Here is a 15,412-nt window from a genome sequence, read left to right as displayed (position 1 = left end):
CTCGGACCATGGCACACGACCACCACCCCCACGTCCGCGACGACGCACGCCAGGACACGGAGACACCCCTCGACGAGGCCGAGCACTGGGAGGCGTTCTACCGGGCCACCGACCGGCACTGGAGCGGCCGGGTGAACACCACGTTCGCCCAGCACGTCGCCGAGCTCGCGGCGCCGGCCACGGACTCACCGCGAGGCCCCCGCACGGCGCTCGACCTGGGCTGCGGTGAGGGCGCCGACGCGGTGTGGCTCGCCTCGCACGGGTGGCAGGTCACCGCCGTCGACATCTCGGCCACCGCGCTCGAGCGTGGCCGCGCCCACGCGACCGAGGCAGGCGTGGCCGACCGGATCACCTGGGAGCAGCACGACCTGTCGCAGACGTTCCCCGAGGGCCAGTTCGACCTGGTCAGCGCCCAGTTCCTGCACTCCTCGCTCCGCCGCGACCGCAGCCCCCTGCTGCGCCGGGCCACGGCGTCGGTGGCCCCCGGCGGCACGCTGCTGCTGGTCAGCCACGGGGAGTTCCCCGACTGGGCGCCCCAGCCGCGTCCCGACGTGCTCTTCCACACCGCGCAGGAGACCGTCGACCTGCTCGCGCTCGACGACTCCTGGCGCATCGAGCTGGCCGGCACCGTCGAACGCGACGCGACGACACCCGACGGTGCGCCCGCCCGCCTGCAGGATGTCGTCGTGCGGCTCAACCGGCGGACCGGACCGACCACCTGACGAGACGACGGACGACACCCGCCCGTTCGGCCGCCTCCCGCAGGGCAGGGCCAGGCAGGCAGGGCACAATCGGCCCCAACCCCTGCGGCGGTACCCGCCCACCCCGGGGATCGGACCGAACGAGCCGGAGGCCTGGCGTGGCGCAGGTAGTCGTCGTCGAGGACGACCGTGACATCGCGACCCTCGTGGCGCACAAGCTGCGGACCGACGGTCACGACGTCGTCGTCGAGCACGACGGTCAGGCCGGTCTTGCGGCCGTCCGCCAGCTCGGCCCCGCACTCGTGGTGCTCGACTGGATGATGCCGCGCATGAGCGGCCTGGAGGTGTGCGAGGCGATCCGACAGGACCCCGCGCTGGCCGGGACCCGGGTGCTCATCCTCACGGCGAAGTCCCAGGAGAGCGACCTCGAACGGGCGTTCGCCGTCGGCGCCGACGAGTTCCTGCTCAAACCCTTCTCCCCCCGCGAGCTCGTGCTGCGCGCCAACGCCCTGCTGGCCCGCTGAGGACATGACGGAGAGGCTCGGCACGACCGCCACCTGGCTCCTGCTGGCCAGCGGTGCCGTCGTGGGGCTCCTGCTCGTCGCGATCGTCGCCGCACGCTCGAGCGCCGACCTGCGCCGCCGCACCGAGGCCGCACGCCGGACCCTGGCGATGCCGATGCTGATGGACGTGATCGACGGCAAACCGGTGCCCGTCCCCCGCCGACGCCGTCACGCCCAGGCACTCGCCCTGGCCGCCTCCGACCTCGTGCACAAGGTGCGCGGCGCCGACCGCGACCTGCTGGCCACCTGGCTCACCGACGCCGGCTTCCGGCAGGACGCGCTGCGCTCGATGCGCTCGCCCTGGGCCCCGCGCCGGGCGCGGGCGATCGAGCTGTACCTGGCCACGACGTCGGGCCTGGAACCCGAACCCGTCGTCACCATGCTGCGCGACCCCCACCCGCGCGTGCGCCTGGCCGCGGTGCGCGCGTTGGGCGACTCCGGTGCCCGCGAGGCCGTCCCCGCACTGGTCCGCGCCGCCGGGTCACGTCGGCGCCCTGTCCCCCCCAGCGCCGTGGCCATGGCCATCGTGCACGCCGCCCCTCCCGACGCCTCCGCGATGCGCCACGTGTGGACCTCGCGCGACCCGGTGCTGGTGTCCACCGCGCTGACCGTCTGCGGCCACCTCGGGCTCGTCGACGCCCGGCCGCAGATCGAGCACCTTCTCGGGTCCCGCGACCACCAGCTTCGCGTGCGGGCCGTCGAGGCGCTCGGGCGGATCGGGGACCCCCGCAGCGCCCTGCCCCTGCGCCGGGCCTCGCACCTGGTACCGCCGGGCTCCGTCGAGGGACAGGCCCTGCGCCGCGCCCTCGAGGCCGTCGGGGTCGACCAACCGCGGTTCGGCGCATGATCTACCTCCTCGCCGCCGCACCCGAGGTCGTCGCGTTCGTCCTGATCGCCTACTACCTCGTGTACAACCTGCTGGGCGGCCTGCTGGTCGCACGAGCTGCGGCCGCCGTCGTCGCCGAGGCCGCCTGGCCCGACGCCCTGACCCACGACCTCACGTTCGCCAACCCGCTCACCCCCGGCGTGTCGGTGCTCGTGCCCGCGCACGACGAAGAAGCCGGGATCGTGCCGGCCGTCACCGCGCTGCTCGGCCTGCGCTACCCCGTGCTCGAGGTCGTCGTCGTCGACGACGGGTCGACCGACCGCACCGCGGACCTGCTGATCAGCACCTTCGGGATGACCCTGCAGCCCGTGCCGGTCACCGCGGACCTGCCGCAGGAGGGCCCCACCCTCGCCACGTACCGCTCCACCCGCCACCCCGAGCTGGTGCTGGTGCGCAAGGTGTCGGTGGGCCGCCGCTCCGACGCGGTCAACGCTGCCCTGCGCCGCAGCACCCAGCCCCTGGTCTGCATGATCGACGCCGACTCCGTGCTCGAACCGGACGCCCTGCTGCACGTCGTGCAACCGTTCGTGGACGACCCGCGGGTCGTCGCGGCCGGCGGTGTCGTCCTGCCCTCGAACGGTGCGCAGGTCGACCACGGCCGCATCACCTCGGTGCGCGTCCCTCGCGGCTGGCTCGAGCGGACGCAGGTGCTGGAGTACCTGCGTGCGTTCCTCGTGGGGCGCTCGGGCTGGTCGGCGGTGAACGGGCTGATGATCATCTCCGGGGCGTTCGGCGTGTTCCGGCGCGACGCCGTGCTCGAGGTCGGAGGTCTGGACGCGCGTTCCCTCGCCGAGGACGCCGACCTCGTCGTCGCGGTGCACCGGCTGCTGCGCGACCGCCACGAGCCCTACGCCGTGGTCTTCGTCCCAGAGCCGGTCTGCTGGACGGAGGTACCTTCCCGCGTGGCGGTGCTGGCACGCCAGCGGCACCGCTGGTCGCAGGGCCTGGGTGAGCTGCTCAGCAAGTACCGCGGCATGCTGCTGCGCCCGCGGTACGGCACCCTCGGGCTGGTCACCATGCCGTTCTTCCTGCTGTTCGAGCTGCTGGGCCCGGTCCTGGAGGTCGTCGGGCTCCTCGTCGTGCTCGTCGGGGCACTGACGCAGACGCTGTCGGTGGCGGTGCTCGCTGCCTACCTGGCGGTGTCGGTCCTGCTGTCGGTGGTCGTCTCGTTGGCCGCACTGCTGGTCGAGGAATCCACGTTCGCCCGCTATCCCCGCGCACGCGACACCCTCGCACTGGTCGCCGCCGCCGCACTCGAACCGTTCTGGTACCGCCCGATGCACTCGTGGTGGCGCACGGTCGGCCTGTGGCGTGCGATGAGGGGCACCCAGTCCGGCTGGGGCGAGATGACCCGCACGGGGCTGCCCGCGGCGCAGTGACCTCCGGCACACTGGTGCCACCTGCCGACACCCCCGAGATCCGTCCGGAGGCGCCATGACCAGCACACCGGAGCGTCGTCCCGCCGGGCGTCGCCGCACGTGGGCCGCCGCCGGTGCCGTGGCCGCGAGCGCCGTCGCGCTCGTGTTCGCCACCGCCGGGGACGGCGTCGACGCCGAGGCGGAGGGTCTGCGCGGCGTGGTCCTCGACCATGGGCACACCGCGACCTGGGTGCTGCTCGCCGGGGCTCTCGGCCTGACGGCCTGGGGCCGGGGGCCGACCTGGCTGCCCCGCACCCTCGGTTACGCGGGGTTGGCCAGCTATGCCGCGTTCCTGCTGGCGCTGCTCACCCGCGACCAGGGCTGACCTGCGCGGTCGGTCGAGCCGTCCCGTGTGATCGGTGACCGAGACCGCATGTCCACCTGGTGGCCGGCGCGCGGTCCGGCGAACGGTCGAGGGGGCCCGGATCAGGCCGTTCGCTGTCACAGCAGGGTTGTCTGTCCGTTATGTCCGGTACTACGGTCGCCCGGGTCCGGACCTGCCGAAGGTCCGGCCCGCCCCCGGACCTGCACCGAGCAGCACCGAGCAGCACGTCGCGGCACGGGGTCGGCAGCCACGAACGGTCCTCCCCCGGACCGTCGAAGGAGGCATGCCCATGCACCCAGCGAACCAGCACGTCCGTCCCGGAGGCCGGCAACGGCTCACCACGGCGGTCGCCGCCCTGGCCGTGGCGGTGGCGACCGTCGGGCTCGCCGGTGCGGCACCCGCCGTCGCCGCACCGTCCGCCGCCCCGCTCGCTGCACCGCTCGCTGCACCGCTCGCCACCGACTCCGGCGACCTGATCTGGTCGCAGGAGTTCAACGGCGCAGCGGGCACCGCGCCCGACCCGTCCGTGTGGGGGTACGACACCGGGGCAGGCGGGTGGGGCAACGCCGAGCTGCAGACCTACACCACGTCCCGGTCGAACTCCGCCGTGGACGGTGCCGGCAACCTGGTCATCACCGCCCGGAAGGAGTCCGACGGGTCGTACACCTCGGCCCGCCTGCAGACGAACGACAAGTTCGAGGTGCGGTACGGCCGCATCGAGGCGAACATCCAGATCCCCCGCGGCCAGGGCATCTGGCCGGCCTTCTGGATGCTCGGGGCCGACTTCCCCGCCGCGTCGTGGCCGGCATCCGGTGAGATCGACATCATGGAGAACGTCGGCTACGAGCCGGCCACCGTGCACGGCACGGTGCACGGCCCCGGCTACTCCGGCGGCAACGGCATCACCGCGCTGTACAACCACCCGCAGGGCTGGTCCTTCGCGGACACGTACCACCGGTTCGCGGTCGACTGGTCGCCGGGCACCATCACCTGGTACGTCGACGACGTCCAGTACCACCAGGTCACACGCGCGAGCGTCGGCTCGAACACGTGGGTGTTCGACAAGGCCTACTTCCTGATCCTCAACGTCGCCGTCGGCGGGTCGTGGCCGGGATACCCCGACTCCAGCACACAGCTGCCGCAGCAGATGAAGGTCGACTACATCCGCGTCTACGACAACGGCTCGGGCTCCGGCGGCACGGGGGCGCTGCCGACCGGCACCGGGACGGTCCGGTCCGGGAGCTCGTTGTGCCTCGACGTGCCCTGGGGGCTGACCTACGACGGCAACCGCGTGCAGCTCGCGACGTGCAACGGCAACACGGCCCAGCAGTGGACGCGCGGCTCCGGCGGCACGCTCACCGCGCTCGGCCGGTGCCTCGACGTGTCGGGCAGCGGCACCACCAACGGCACCGTGGTGCAGCTGTGGGGCTGCAACGGCACCAAGGCGCAGCAGTGGACGTACGACGCCACGACGCAAGCCCTGAAGAACCCTCAGTCGGGCAAGTGCCTGGACGCCGTGGACGGCCTGCCGCTGCACGACGGCCAGAAGCTGCAGATCTGGGACTGCGCGGGGACGGCGAACCAGAGGTGGACGTTCTGACGGGGCTTCCCGTCCGACGCGAAGACGTGACCGACTCATCTGACCGGCTCGTCTGACCGCCTGTGGGGTCGCGCCCGTCCGGCGCGCGACCCCACAGGCATCCTCGGCCGCGATCGCATGGCGAACAGGCAGGTCAGATCCCCGTGCTGACTCCGCTACTCTCCTCGCGGGCCTCGCGATCGACGAATCCGCCGCGACTGTTGCCACCTCCTGGGCGACCGACCCTTGCCGCGCGATGCAGCGGCACTCCCGTCCGTCGATCGGTCGACTACGAGGAAGCCCATGCACCACCACGTCACACCGGACGAACCCCGGCGCGCCGCAGCGCCCGACGAGATCACCGCCGCGCTCACGAGGGCCGAGGCCCTGCAGACGCCGTCGTACGCCGACGCGGTCGCGTTGTTGCAGGCCACGGGCCCGCAGCTCGAGAGACTGCTCGCGGTGGCGAGCGCCGTGCGGGACGAGGGTCTGCACCGTCGAGGCCGTCCCGGGGTGATCACCTACTCGCGCAAGGTGTTCGTACCGGTGACGACCCTGTGTCGGGACCGCTGCCACTACTGCGTGTTCGTCGACACCCCGCACCAGCTGACCGCGCAGGGCAAGGCCCCGTTCCTCACACCTGAGGACGTGCTGGGCATCGCGCACGCCGGGGCCGACCTCGGCTGCAAGGAGGTTCTGCTGACCCTGGGTGACCGACCCGAGGCACGCTGGCCGCTCGCTGCCGACTGGTTGCAGGCGCACGGCCACGACTCGACGGTGGACTACCTGCGCCACCTGGCCGAGCTGATCGTCACCGAGACCGGCATGCTCCCGCACCTGAACCCCGGGGTGCTGACCTGGCGTGAGCTGCAGCTGCTGCGCCCGGTCAGCGCGTCGATGGGGATGATGCTGGAGACGACCGCGACCCGGCTGTGGGCGGAGCCCGGCGGTGTGCACTTCGGGTCACCGGACAAGGACCCTGCCGTCCGCCTGCGGGCGATCGCGGATGCCGGTGAGGCGCAGGTGCCGTTCACCAGCGGCCTGCTGCTCGGCCTCGGCGAGAGCCCGGCCGACCGGGCCACGGCCCTGTTCGCCCTGCGGGACCTCCACGACAGGTACGGCCACCTCCAGGAGGTGATCGTGCAGAACCTGCGGGTGAAGCCGGCCACGGCGATGCAGAACGACCACGACCTCGGGCTCGAGGAGTACCTCGCGGGGATCGCGGTCGCACGGCTGGTGCTCGGGCCGATGATGACCGTGCAGGCCCCACCGAACCTGTCCGACCCGAGCGACCTGGGCCTGCTGGTGCGCGCCGGCATCGACGACTGGGGCGGCGTCAGCCCGTTGACGCCCGACCACGTCAACCCGGAGCGGCCGTGGCCGCACCTGGACGTCCTGGCCGACCTGACCGCGCGGCACGGCTTCACGGTGACCGAGCGGCTCGCCGCCCAGCCGCAGTACGTGCTGGGGCGCGACGTGTGGATCGACCCGGCGCTGCACCAGGCCGTCGACGCCCTGGCCCGCGAGGACGGGCTTGCCCGCGACGGACGCGCGACGCCACCTGCGCCGCCGGCCGGTGCTCGCACCTCAGGCGGGCTCGTGCGCCTGGCACCGCCGCGGCTCGAGCCCGCAGTGACGGACGCGCTGCGGTGTGCCGAGCAGGATCCCGCGGGCCTGTCCGACGAGCAGTACGCCGCCCTGCTGGGCGCGCGGGGCGCCGGGCTGGAGGCACTGGCGGCACTGGCCGACCAGGTCCGCGCCGACACCGTCGGCGACGTCCTGACCTTCGTCGCGAACCGCAACCTCGACTCGGCGCTCTTCCGCGGACCGGCGCGCCCCGCCGACGCGCCCTGGGGAACACCACCCGCACTCGACGACGACCTGCTCACGACCCTGGTGGCCGAGGCCTGGGACCGCGGGGCCACCGAGATCTGCGCGCAGGGTGCGCCCGGACCGCAGGCGGGCCCGCACGCCTACGAGGACCTGGTCCGGGTCGTGCACGAGGCGGCGCCGGCGATGCACCTGCACGCGTTCCGACCGGCCGAGCTGCTCGACGGGGCCGCGCGGGCCGGTGTCGGCCTGGCCGAGCACCTGGCGGCGCTGCGCGAGGCGGGGCTGGCCAGCGTCCCCGGCACGGTGGCGCGGGTGCTCGACGACGAGGTCCGTGCGCGCCTGAGCGGTGGCACCGACATCAGCGTCGCGCAGTGGGAGGCGACGATCCGTGCCGCGCACCACGCCGGGCTGCGCTCGACCTCGACCATCGTGTACGGCCACGTGGAGACGGCCCCGCAGGTGGTGGCCCACCTGCGGCTGCTGCGCAGGATCCAGCAGGAGACCGGCGGCTTCACGGAGTTCATCGCCATGCCCTACGTGTCGCAGGGCCCGGACGACCCGTTCGGACCGGGTCCCGACCTCGCCACCGGGGCCGCCCTGCACGCCGTGGCCCGGCTGCTGCTGCACGGGCACGTCGACCATGTGCAGGTCGCCTGGACCAAGCTCGGGCTGCGCGGCGCCGCTCGGGTCCTGCGGTCCGGCGCCGACGACGCCGGCGGGCTGCTCCTGGGCGGCGGACTGGAACCGTTCGCCGGGGCCGAGGCCGGACGCGACCTGGGCGTCGCCGACATGAGTCGACTGGCCGGCGAGCTCGGCCGGGCACCCCGCCAGCGGACCACCGCCTACGGCGTACCCGACGCGGAACGACGGACGACGCTCGCCGAGCACCACCACCCAGCCGGCCCGCTGGTACGCCCCACGCCGCGACCGGCGACCACCCGGGGCGGGTCGGCATGACGACGCTCTGGGTCTTCCCGGGGCAGAGCAGCCAGGCCGTCGGCATGGGCCGTGAAGCAGTACGGCGCTCCGCCCGCGCCGCCGAGTTCTTCTCGGCAGCCGGTGACGCGATCGGACGCGACCTTCGCGCCCTGTGCTGGGACGTCGGGATCGAGGAGCTGACCCGCACCGAGAACGTGCAGCCGGCACTCACCGCCGTGACGCTGGCCACCTGGATCGCTGTGAACGAGCTCGGCCTGGCACCGCGCGACGAGGCCGACCAGTTCGCCGGGCACAGCCTCGGGTCGTTGGCCGCCGCGGCGGCCGCCGGATACCTCGATCCGATCGAGTGCGTCCGCCTGGCCGCCGAGCGCGGCCAGATCATGGCGTCCGCGCCCGGCGGCGGCAGCATGCTGGAGGTCATCACCCCCGAGCAGGACGACCCCGCGACCCAGCTCGCGCACGGTCTCACGCTCGCCGACAGGTTCGGGCTGGACCTGGCCGCCGTCAACGGGCCGACCGAGATCGCACTGGCCGGCGCGAGCCGGCAGGTCGCTGCCGCCGCGCGCGAGCTGGGCGACGTGGCCCGCGCCGTCCCGGTCAGCAACGCCTTCCACTCCCGGTTCATGACGCCCGTGGTCCCCCGCTGGCAGGCGGCACTCGACGGCGCCCGGGTCCGCGCCGGCACAGGCCGCTACGTGGGCTGCGCCGTCCCGCGCGTGGCCACCGGGCCCGACGGCGTGCGCGACGACCTGGTGCGGGCGCTGGACGGGCCGGTCCGCTGGCACGACGTGCTGCAGGTCACCCGACGCACAGCCACGGTCGCCGTCGTCGGGCCGAGCCGGGTGATGCGTCGGCTGCTGCGGCCGTGCCTCGACGATCGTCCGCTCCTGCTGGTGGACGAGGACCACCCGTGGCCCACGACCCGCCGGGCCGAGCCGTCCTGAGCCCGACGACCGCTCAGACGAGGTAGACCAGCACGGTCCCGGGCGACCCACCGGGCCACGTGCCCGTGAGCATCGGACCGGAGGTCGGCACCGCGACCGCGCCCGGCTCGCGCACCACGACGATCCGGGGGTCGTCCGGCAGCGTCCCACCGCTGCCACGCACCTGCATGGTCGGCTCGCGGCGCTGGGACCCCTGCGGCGTCTGGACGACCAGCTCCACGTGCGTGTCGGCCTCGCCGATCACCCGGACCAGCTCGGCGCGGTACACCGGGTCGCCGAGCGCGTCGTACACCCACCGGCGCCCCAGCACCGAGTGCTCCATGGTGCCCACGAGCCACTGCTCGGCGCCCTCGAGCGGCTGCCCGCGGTACGTCAACGGCACGTGCCACGTCCGGCCCCCGGCCTCGACGACGTGCGACTCGATCCCGACCTCACCGGCGGGGTCGTCGAAGCGGTACGCGGCGACCGGAGTGAGCGTTCCCCCGCCACCGGCGAACCACTCCTGCCCCGGCAGCCACGCCGCCATCAGCTCGGCCTTCGTGGGGGTCAACGTCGCCTGGTGCAGGATCGCCATACCCCGATCCCACCACACGTGCCTCAGCGGGTGAAGGTCAGGTGCGTGACACCGCTCGGGGAGGAGACGACCTCCACGTCGTACTGCTGCTCCCACGCCTCCAGGCCGTCCCACAGCCGCACCCCCCGGCCCAGCAGGATCGGGACCTGGACCACGTGCAGGTGGTCGACGAGCCCCGCGGCGAGGAACTCCCGCAGCATGGTCGGACCGCCCCCGATGCGGACGTCCAACCCGTCGGCGGCCTCCCACGCCAGGTCGAGAGCCTCGGCGGGCGCGGCGTCGACGAAGTGGAACGTGGTGCCCCCGTCCATCACCAGCGGCGGGCGAGGGCGATGGGTCAGCACGAACGTCGGCGTGTGGAAGGGCGGGTTCTCCCCCCACCAGCCGCGCCAGCCCGGGTCGTCCTGCCAACCCGGCGGGCCGAACTTGCCCGCGCCCATGATCTCCGCACCGATCCCAGGCCCGTGGCGTTCGGCGAACGCGTTGTCGACCCCGGCGGTGCCGGCAGCGGCATCCCCCGGGCCGGCGAGCCCGAGACCGCCCCAGTGCCTGGTCGCGAACATCCACTCGTGCAGGCGATGGCCGGCATGACCGAACGGTGCGTCGGCCGACAGGCCTTCACCGGTGGCGAACCCGTCGAGCGAGATCGAGAAGTTGTGAACCCTGGCGCGCGGCATGGCGGCTCCCTCGGTGGCGGTACGGGGTCCAGGCCGCAGACTCCCGCAGCGCCATCTCATCGCACGCCTGGGCACCTCGCCCGCGGACGCCGCTGCGGACTGTGGCGGTGCGACCGTCGACACCGACGCGGAGCCGCTGCGCCGACCGGCCGGGTGCCCGAGGAACACAGAAGAGGCCGGTCCTCCCAGCGGGAGAAACGGCCTCTGACCTGCTACTTCGGTGGAGCTGAGGGGATTCGAACCCCTGACCCCCTGAAACTCGGGGCCGAATGCAGGGCGAACGCCGCTCTCGACGCTCCTCCGGGCCTCTCGACTCACCTCGTCGCTGACCTGCGACCATCCGGGATCTCGCGACCTCGAACAGACCCAGGGTAGGTCGTTCGGCTGTCACCTCTCGCCGTGTCTCGACCTGCCTCGCACGGACTTTGTGTCCACTTTGTGTCCCGCGCGACGCGGTCCAAGCATCGCGATCACTCCATCCCGGGGTGCCGCCAGAGGTCCACCGAGGCGTCGCGCGGTGACCGCCCCGTCATCTGCGACAACAAGCCCCGACCGCCACACCGCCACCAGGACGGGGCGCGTGCCGCCCGGTTCGCCGCGCTTGGCTCGCGCCATGAGTGAGCGGCTCTCAGCGCCGACGCGCTGACGCCGCCAGCTCGGCTGCCCCATAGCTCTCGTCGTCCCGGTTGATCGCCACGCCGGGTGCGACGATCTCGTCGATCCGGTCGAGCACGTCGTCCGACAGCACCCGGTCCACGGCCGGCAGGTACGACTCGAACTGCTCCATCGTGCGCGGGCCGACGATCGGCGAGGTCACGCCCGGATGGCGGATGGCGAACGCCATCGCGAGTTCGATCAGCGGCATTCCCGCCTGCCAGCTGGGCAAGGTCCTCGACCGCGTCGAGCTTGCGCTGGTTCGCGGGATTCGACGTGTCGAACCGGACAGATGGGCGGGCGGACGCCGTTGGGGCCACGTTCGCGCCCTCGCGCCAGCGCCCGGACAGCCAGCCGCCGGAGAGCGGGCTCTGCGTCAGGGTGCCCATGCCGCACCGCTGCGTGGTCGGCAGCACGTCTTCTTCGATGCCTCGGACGAGGATCGAGCACGGCGGCTGCTCGGTGACGAACCGCTCGAGGTACCGATCACGGGAGGTCCACGGCACCTCGACGATCTGCGAACCGGAGTACGACGACGACCCGATGGACCGGACCTCGCCCTGGCGGACCAGGTCGGTCAGCGCGCCGAGGGTGCTCGGGCATCAAGTTGCTGACGCCGATCGCGCGCACCCCGCCGTCGGCGTGCAGTTGCTCGAGCGCCTTGTAGGCCGAGGTCGTCAGGTCGAACCGGCCGGGCGCGCCTGGTGCAGGATCAGCAGGTCGATCTGCTCGATGCCGAGCTTGGCGGCGCTCTTGTCGAAGGCGTGCAAGGTGGCGTCGTAGCCGTGGTCGCTGATCCGGACCTTGGTCTCGACGAACACTTCGGAGCGGTCGACGTCGGAGCGGCGGATGGCCTCGCCGACCTCGCGCTCGCTGCCGTAGGCGGCGGTGTCGATGTGCCGGTAGCCGACGTGCAGGGCCTCGGCCACCGCGCCGATCGTCTCCCCCGCAGGGGTCTGGAACGCGCCGAAGCCGAGGGCGGGCAGGGTCACCCCGTTGCTCGACCTCAGGGTGGGAGTCGTCATGGCTCGACGCTATGACCGCGGACGTCCCGACGTTCGACCCCAGGGGGGGTGCTGCTGTGACCTGCACGGCGGGGTCCCGCGTCCTCCCGAGGCAGGTAACACCAGGGCACCCCACGCGCGGCAGCGCCGCCTTACCGTGACGGTATGGACCACCGCACCGATGTCCGCGAGTTCCTGCGCTCGCGCCGCGCTCGCGTGACGCCGAAGCAGGCGGGTTTGCTCGCCGGCCGCAACCGTCGGGTGCCCGGCCTACGCCGGGAGGAGGTCGCTCTGATCGCTGGTGTCAGCGTCGACTACTACGCCCGCCTCGAGCGGGGTGACCTCAGCGGCGTCTCCGAGGAGGTGCTCGACGCCCTCGCGCGGGCGCTGCTCCTGGACGAGGCGGAGAGCGCGCACCTGCATGCTCTGGCACGAGCCGCGAACCACGGCGGTCCGCGCCGTCGCCGTCAACGAGCGTCGTCGACCGTGCGCCCAGGGCTGCAACGGTTCCTGGACTCGGTGTCCGCCCCGGCGTGGGTCCGGAACGAGCGCATGGACTTCATCGCCGCGAACGCCCTGGCCCGTGCACTCTACGCACCGATCCTCGACCAGGGGCGCACGCCGGCGAACAACGCCCGGTTCGTCTTCCTGGACGAAGCCGTCTCGCGGGAGTTCTACCCCGACTGGGAGCAGGGAGCCAGCGAGGTCGTCGCGTCCCTGCGCGGCTACGCCGGAAAGAACCCTCACGACCCGGAGCTGACTGCGCTCGTCGGTGAGCTCGCGACGCAGAGCAATGCCTTCCGGACCCGGTGGGCCGCATACGACGTGCGGTTCCACCGCACGGGTGCCAAGCGCCTGCACCATCCCGTCGTCGGTGATCTCGAGTTGACGTTCGAGACGATGGAGCTGCCCTCGGACCCCGGTTGGACGATGTACGCGTACAGCGCCGAGCCCGGGTCGGCGAGCGATGAGCGTCTGCGCCTGCTGGCCAGCTGGGCGGCGAGCAACCACCTGGAGGCTACTGGCAGCGCGAGCACCAGCGACACCGCGCGCTGACCCGCTGCATCGGCGCGCGCTCGGCCGTCAGCGGGTCCAGCGTTGTCATCGTCGAGGTCGCGGCTACGGCGCGATCCGACTCGCCATCGAGATGGCCGGGCCTCGACGGAGGACGCCGGCAGGAAGGCGTGACACGTGGAAGCCCTCGATCTGGTTGTCCTGCTGGGCGCGACGGTCGTCCTCGGTGGGGTACTGGGCCGGTGGCTACGGGTCGCCTCTCCCGTCCTGCTGCTGGTGCTCGGGGTGCTCCTCGGTTTCGTGCCGGCGCTGCGTGCGGTGCACCTGCCGCCCGAGCTGATGCTGCTGGTGTTCTTGCCCGCTCTGCTGTTCTGGGAGGCGATCACCAGCTCGCTGCGCGAGATCCGGTTCAACCTGCGCGGGGTGGTGCTGACCAGCACCGTGCTGGTGGTGCTGACGGCCTGGAGCGTGGCGGCGGTGGCGCACACGTTCGGGGTGCCCTGGGGTCCGGCGTGGGTTCTGGGTGCGGCGCTGGCGCCGACTGACGCGACAGCGGTGTCGGCGCTGTCGCGGCTGCTCCCGCGGCGCAACGTGTCTATCCTGCGCTCGGAGAGCCTGATCAACGACGGCACTGCGCTCGTGCTGTACGGCGTCGCGGTGGGCGTCACGGCTGGGGACCAGATGCTGAGCGTCGGGCACCTGAGTTGGCTGCTCGTTCTGTCGTACGTCGGTGGTGTGCTGGCCGGCGTCGCCGTGGCCTGGTTCGGCGTGCAGCTGCGGGTGCGGATCACCGATACGCTGCTCACGAACGTGATCACCCTGCTGACGCCGTTCGTGGCGTTCCTGCTCGCCGAGACCATCGAGGCCTCCGGTGTCCTCGCGGTCGTCGTCAGCGGCCTGATGCTGAGCCAGATCGGTCCGCGGCTCGTTCCTGCCGCCACGCGCCGGCAGGCGGAGGCGTTCTGGTCGTTCGGGACCTACCTGCTCAACGCCGCTCTGTTCGTGCTCGTCGGGCTCGAGGTCCAGTCGGCGGTGCGCAACCTGTCGACCACCGACATCGGCTCGGCCCTCGTGGTCGTCGTCGTGGTGTGGATGGTGATCCTGGCGGTGCGGCTGGCGTTCCTGTTCAGCACCGCGTACGCGATCCGGCTGCTGGACCGCCGCCCGTCCCAGCGGCTGCGCCGCGTCAGCAACCGCGCCCGGGTCGTGTCCACAGTGGCCGGGTTCCGCGGCGCGGTGTCCCTGGCCGCGGCGCTGGCCGTACCGACGGTGGTCGAGGGCGGAGCACCCTTCCCGTCGCGGGACCTCGTGGTGTTCGTGACTGCAGGAGTCGTCACGCTGTCCTTGGTCGTGCAGGGCGTCCTGCTGCCACGGGTCGCCCGGTGGGCGCGGTTCCCCGTCGACACATCAGCGGACGACGAGCGTGTCCTGGCCGAGCAGGTGGCCACGCGGGTCGCGCTGGACGCACTCCCGGGCGTCGCGCGGTCTCTTGGCACCGATCCAGGAGTCGTGGAGCGCACCCTGCGGGAGTACGAGGAGCATCTGCAGGCGCTTCGTGAGCCCGGCGACACCGCGAACCGCCCCCTGCAGCTCGCGAGCCAGCAGTACGCCGACCTGCGCCTGGCGCTGATCGCCCGCAAACGCGAGGCGGTCGTCCGGCTGCGTGACGAGCGCCGGGTCGACGACGCCGTCCTGCGGGTCGTGCAGGCGCAGCTGGACGTCGAGGAGATCCGACTCAGCCGCACAGGGCTTGTCGAGGAATGAGGGAGGACGCACCATGACCACCAGCTCGCCGGATCGGGGTCACGTCACGGACGCCGTGCGCGCCGCGTGGGTCGAGCAGCGTGAGGCGATGGTCGCCGCCGACACCGGCGCCCTGGATGCGCTGCTCGGTGAGGAGTTCACGCTCACCCACCTCACCGGCTACGTGCAGCCGAAGCACGAGTGGCTGGAGGCGATCGACAGCGGTGAGATGCGCTACCACGGCATCGAGGACGTCGAGACGGCCGTCGAGGGCGACGCCGACGCCCCGGTACTGACCGTCCGGACGCGTACCCTCGCGACAATTGGGGGGTCGCGCGGCAACTGGCGGCTGCAGCTGCGCGTCGAGTACGCACCCGACGGCCCGGAGTGGGTCGCGGTGCGATCCGTGGCGTCGGTGTGGTGAACGCCGACGGGCCTGCGTGGTCCGCGGTCCGCGACGGGGCGCACATCCTCAGGTAACTGGTAGGCGTCGTGCACCGCGGACGAGGGGTGTACTGCCAGTGCGTGGAACAACAGCAACTCCCACGCCCGTCGTCG

General features: G+C 72.7%; 14 protein-coding genes, 1 tRNA gene and 1 pseudogene. 11 read left to right on the top strand and 5 right to left on the bottom strand.

The window, feature by feature from the left end:
- Positions 1 to 8 precede the first annotated feature (8 nt).
- The 8 genes from ACTHAM_RS10445 to ACTHAM_RS10410 all read left to right on the top strand — a co-directional run bounded on the left by ACTHAM_RS10445 (position 9) and on the right by ACTHAM_RS10410 (position 9,188).
- Positions 9 to 722 carry a class I SAM-dependent methyltransferase gene (locus ACTHAM_RS10445; RefSeq protein WP_440687086.1) on the top strand — a complete coding sequence of 238 codons (714 nt, stop codon included), beginning with the start codon at positions 9 to 11 and terminating at the stop codon, positions 720 to 722.
- A 137-nt stretch (positions 723 to 859) separates the two neighbouring features.
- Complete coding sequence (locus ACTHAM_RS10440) at positions 860 to 1,225, top strand: response regulator transcription factor (protein WP_440687084.1); 366 nt, start codon at positions 860 to 862, stop codon at positions 1,223 to 1,225.
- Positions 1,226 to 1,229: 4 nt separating this feature from the next.
- Positions 1,230 to 2,111, top strand: coding sequence for a HEAT repeat domain-containing protein (locus ACTHAM_RS10435; protein WP_440687082.1), 882 nt, complete (start codon positions 1,230 to 1,232; stop codon positions 2,109 to 2,111).
- On the top strand, positions 2,108 to 3,529 hold the full coding sequence (locus ACTHAM_RS10430) for a glycosyltransferase family 2 protein (protein WP_440687080.1): 1,422 nt from the start codon (positions 2,108 to 2,110) through the stop codon (positions 3,527 to 3,529). Before ACTHAM_RS10435 ends, ACTHAM_RS10430 begins: the two co-directional genes overlap by 4 nt.
- A 55-nt stretch (positions 3,530 to 3,584) precedes the next feature.
- A complete protein-coding gene (locus ACTHAM_RS10425; protein ID WP_440687077.1) occupies positions 3,585 to 3,893 on the top strand; it encodes a hypothetical protein in 309 nt (102 codons plus the stop codon).
- Between the two features lie 289 nt (positions 3,894 to 4,182).
- Positions 4,183 to 5,493 (top strand): family 16 glycosylhydrolase, encoded by a 1,311-nt coding sequence (locus ACTHAM_RS10420; RefSeq protein WP_440687075.1) that lies wholly within the window; start codon positions 4,183 to 4,185, stop codon positions 5,491 to 5,493.
- A gap of 282 nt (positions 5,494 to 5,775) precedes the next feature.
- Positions 5,776 to 8,262, top strand: a complete 2,487-nt coding sequence (cofG, locus tag ACTHAM_RS10415; RefSeq protein WP_440687073.1) for a 7,8-didemethyl-8-hydroxy-5-deazariboflavin synthase CofG — start codon at positions 5,776 to 5,778, stop codon at positions 8,260 to 8,262.
- On the top strand, positions 8,259 to 9,188 hold the full coding sequence (locus ACTHAM_RS10410; RefSeq protein ID WP_440687071.1) for an ACP S-malonyltransferase: 930 nt from the start codon (positions 8,259 to 8,261) through the stop codon (positions 9,186 to 9,188). The genes cofG and ACTHAM_RS10410 overlap by 4 nt, the downstream gene beginning before the upstream one ends.
- Positions 9,189 to 9,201: 13 nt before the next feature.
- Here the strand turns inward: ACTHAM_RS10410 and ACTHAM_RS10405 are convergent, their stop codons facing one another.
- The 5 genes and pseudogenes from ACTHAM_RS10405 to ACTHAM_RS10385 form a co-directional block, all read right to left on the bottom strand.
- The gene (locus ACTHAM_RS10405) at positions 9,202 to 9,762 is read right to left on the bottom strand and encodes a CG0192-related protein (RefSeq protein ID WP_440687069.1); all 561 of its coding nucleotides are present in this window, start codon (positions 9,760 to 9,762) and stop codon (positions 9,202 to 9,204) included.
- Positions 9,763 to 9,785: 23 nt separating this feature from the next.
- Positions 9,786 to 10,439 (bottom strand): dihydrofolate reductase family protein, encoded by a 654-nt coding sequence (locus ACTHAM_RS10400; RefSeq protein ID WP_440687067.1) that lies wholly within the window; start codon positions 10,437 to 10,439, stop codon positions 9,786 to 9,788.
- 221 nt (positions 10,440 to 10,660) lie between these two features.
- Positions 10,661 to 10,738, bottom strand: a tRNA-OTHER gene (locus ACTHAM_RS10395).
- A 329-nt stretch (positions 10,739 to 11,067) separates the two neighbouring features.
- Positions 11,068 to 11,304 carry an aldo/keto reductase gene (locus tag ACTHAM_RS10390; protein ID WP_440687222.1) on the bottom strand — a complete coding sequence of 79 codons (237 nt, stop codon included), beginning with the start codon at positions 11,302 to 11,304 and terminating at the stop codon, positions 11,068 to 11,070.
- 73 nt (positions 11,305 to 11,377) lie between these two features.
- Positions 11,378 to 12,118, bottom strand: a pseudogene (locus tag ACTHAM_RS10385) (aldo/keto reductase family protein); the annotation flags it as partial.
- Positions 12,119 to 12,262: 144 nt separating this feature from the next.
- Between ACTHAM_RS10385 and ACTHAM_RS10380 the strand changes: the two are divergent.
- The 3 genes from ACTHAM_RS10380 to ACTHAM_RS10370 all read left to right on the top strand — a co-directional run bounded on the left by ACTHAM_RS10380 (position 12,263) and on the right by ACTHAM_RS10370 (position 15,278).
- The gene (locus tag ACTHAM_RS10380) at positions 12,263 to 13,153 is read left to right on the top strand and encodes an MmyB family transcriptional regulator (protein ID WP_440687065.1); all 891 of its coding nucleotides are present in this window, start codon (positions 12,263 to 12,265) and stop codon (positions 13,151 to 13,153) included.
- Between the two features lie 135 nt (positions 13,154 to 13,288).
- Complete coding sequence (locus ACTHAM_RS10375) at positions 13,289 to 14,875, top strand: Na+/H+ antiporter (RefSeq protein WP_440687063.1); 1,587 nt, start codon at positions 13,289 to 13,291, stop codon at positions 14,873 to 14,875.
- Positions 14,876 to 14,888: 13 nt separating this feature from the next.
- Positions 14,889 to 15,278, top strand: a complete 390-nt coding sequence (locus ACTHAM_RS10370; protein ID WP_440687061.1) for a nuclear transport factor 2 family protein — start codon at positions 14,889 to 14,891, stop codon at positions 15,276 to 15,278.
- Positions 15,279 to 15,412: the final 134 nt, after the last annotated feature.

This window comes from Cellulomonas soli, from assembly GCF_052036975.1.
GTDB lineage: Bacteria > Actinomycetota > Actinomycetes > Actinomycetales > Cellulomonadaceae > Cellulomonas > Cellulomonas soli_A.
Note: the sequence above shows the minus strand (reverse complement) of the source record. Positions and strands in the feature narration are given on the sequence as shown.

What these genes read in the sequence shown, in the direction of transcription:
- cofG (WP_440687073.1), top strand. Translation starts at nt 5,776, where the DNA reads ATGCACCACCACGTCACACCGGACGAACCCCGGCGCGCCGCAGCGCCC.
- ACTHAM_RS10430 (WP_440687080.1), top strand. Translation starts at nt 2,108, where the DNA reads ATGATCTACCTCCTCGCCGCCGCACCCGAGGTCGTCGCGTTCGTCCTG.
- ACTHAM_RS10435 (WP_440687082.1), top strand. Translation starts at nt 1,230, where the DNA reads ATGACGGAGAGGCTCGGCACGACCGCCACCTGGCTCCTGCTGGCCAGC.
- ACTHAM_RS10400 (WP_440687067.1), bottom strand. Translation starts at nt 10,439, where the DNA reads ATGCCGCGCGCCAGGGTTCACAACTTCTCGATCTCGCTCGACGGGTTC.
- ACTHAM_RS10410 (WP_440687071.1), top strand. Translation starts at nt 8,259, where the DNA reads ATGACGACGCTCTGGGTCTTCCCGGGGCAGAGCAGCCAGGCCGTCGGC.
- ACTHAM_RS10370 (WP_440687061.1), top strand. Translation starts at nt 14,889, where the DNA reads ATGACCACCAGCTCGCCGGATCGGGGTCACGTCACGGACGCCGTGCGC.
- ACTHAM_RS10420 (WP_440687075.1), top strand. Translation starts at nt 4,183, where the DNA reads ATGCACCCAGCGAACCAGCACGTCCGTCCCGGAGGCCGGCAACGGCTC.
- ACTHAM_RS10405 (WP_440687069.1), bottom strand. Translation starts at nt 9,762, where the DNA reads ATGGCGATCCTGCACCAGGCGACGTTGACCCCCACGAAGGCCGAGCTG.
- ACTHAM_RS10380 (WP_440687065.1), top strand. Translation starts at nt 12,263, where the DNA reads ATGGACCACCGCACCGATGTCCGCGAGTTCCTGCGCTCGCGCCGCGCT.
- ACTHAM_RS10445 (WP_440687086.1), top strand. Translation starts at nt 9, where the DNA reads ATGGCACACGACCACCACCCCCACGTCCGCGACGACGCACGCCAGGAC.
- ACTHAM_RS10425 (WP_440687077.1), top strand. Translation starts at nt 3,585, where the DNA reads ATGACCAGCACACCGGAGCGTCGTCCCGCCGGGCGTCGCCGCACGTGG.
- ACTHAM_RS10390 (WP_440687222.1), bottom strand. Translation starts at nt 11,304, where the DNA reads ATGCCGCTGATCGAACTCGCGATGGCGTTCGCCATCCGCCATCCGGGC.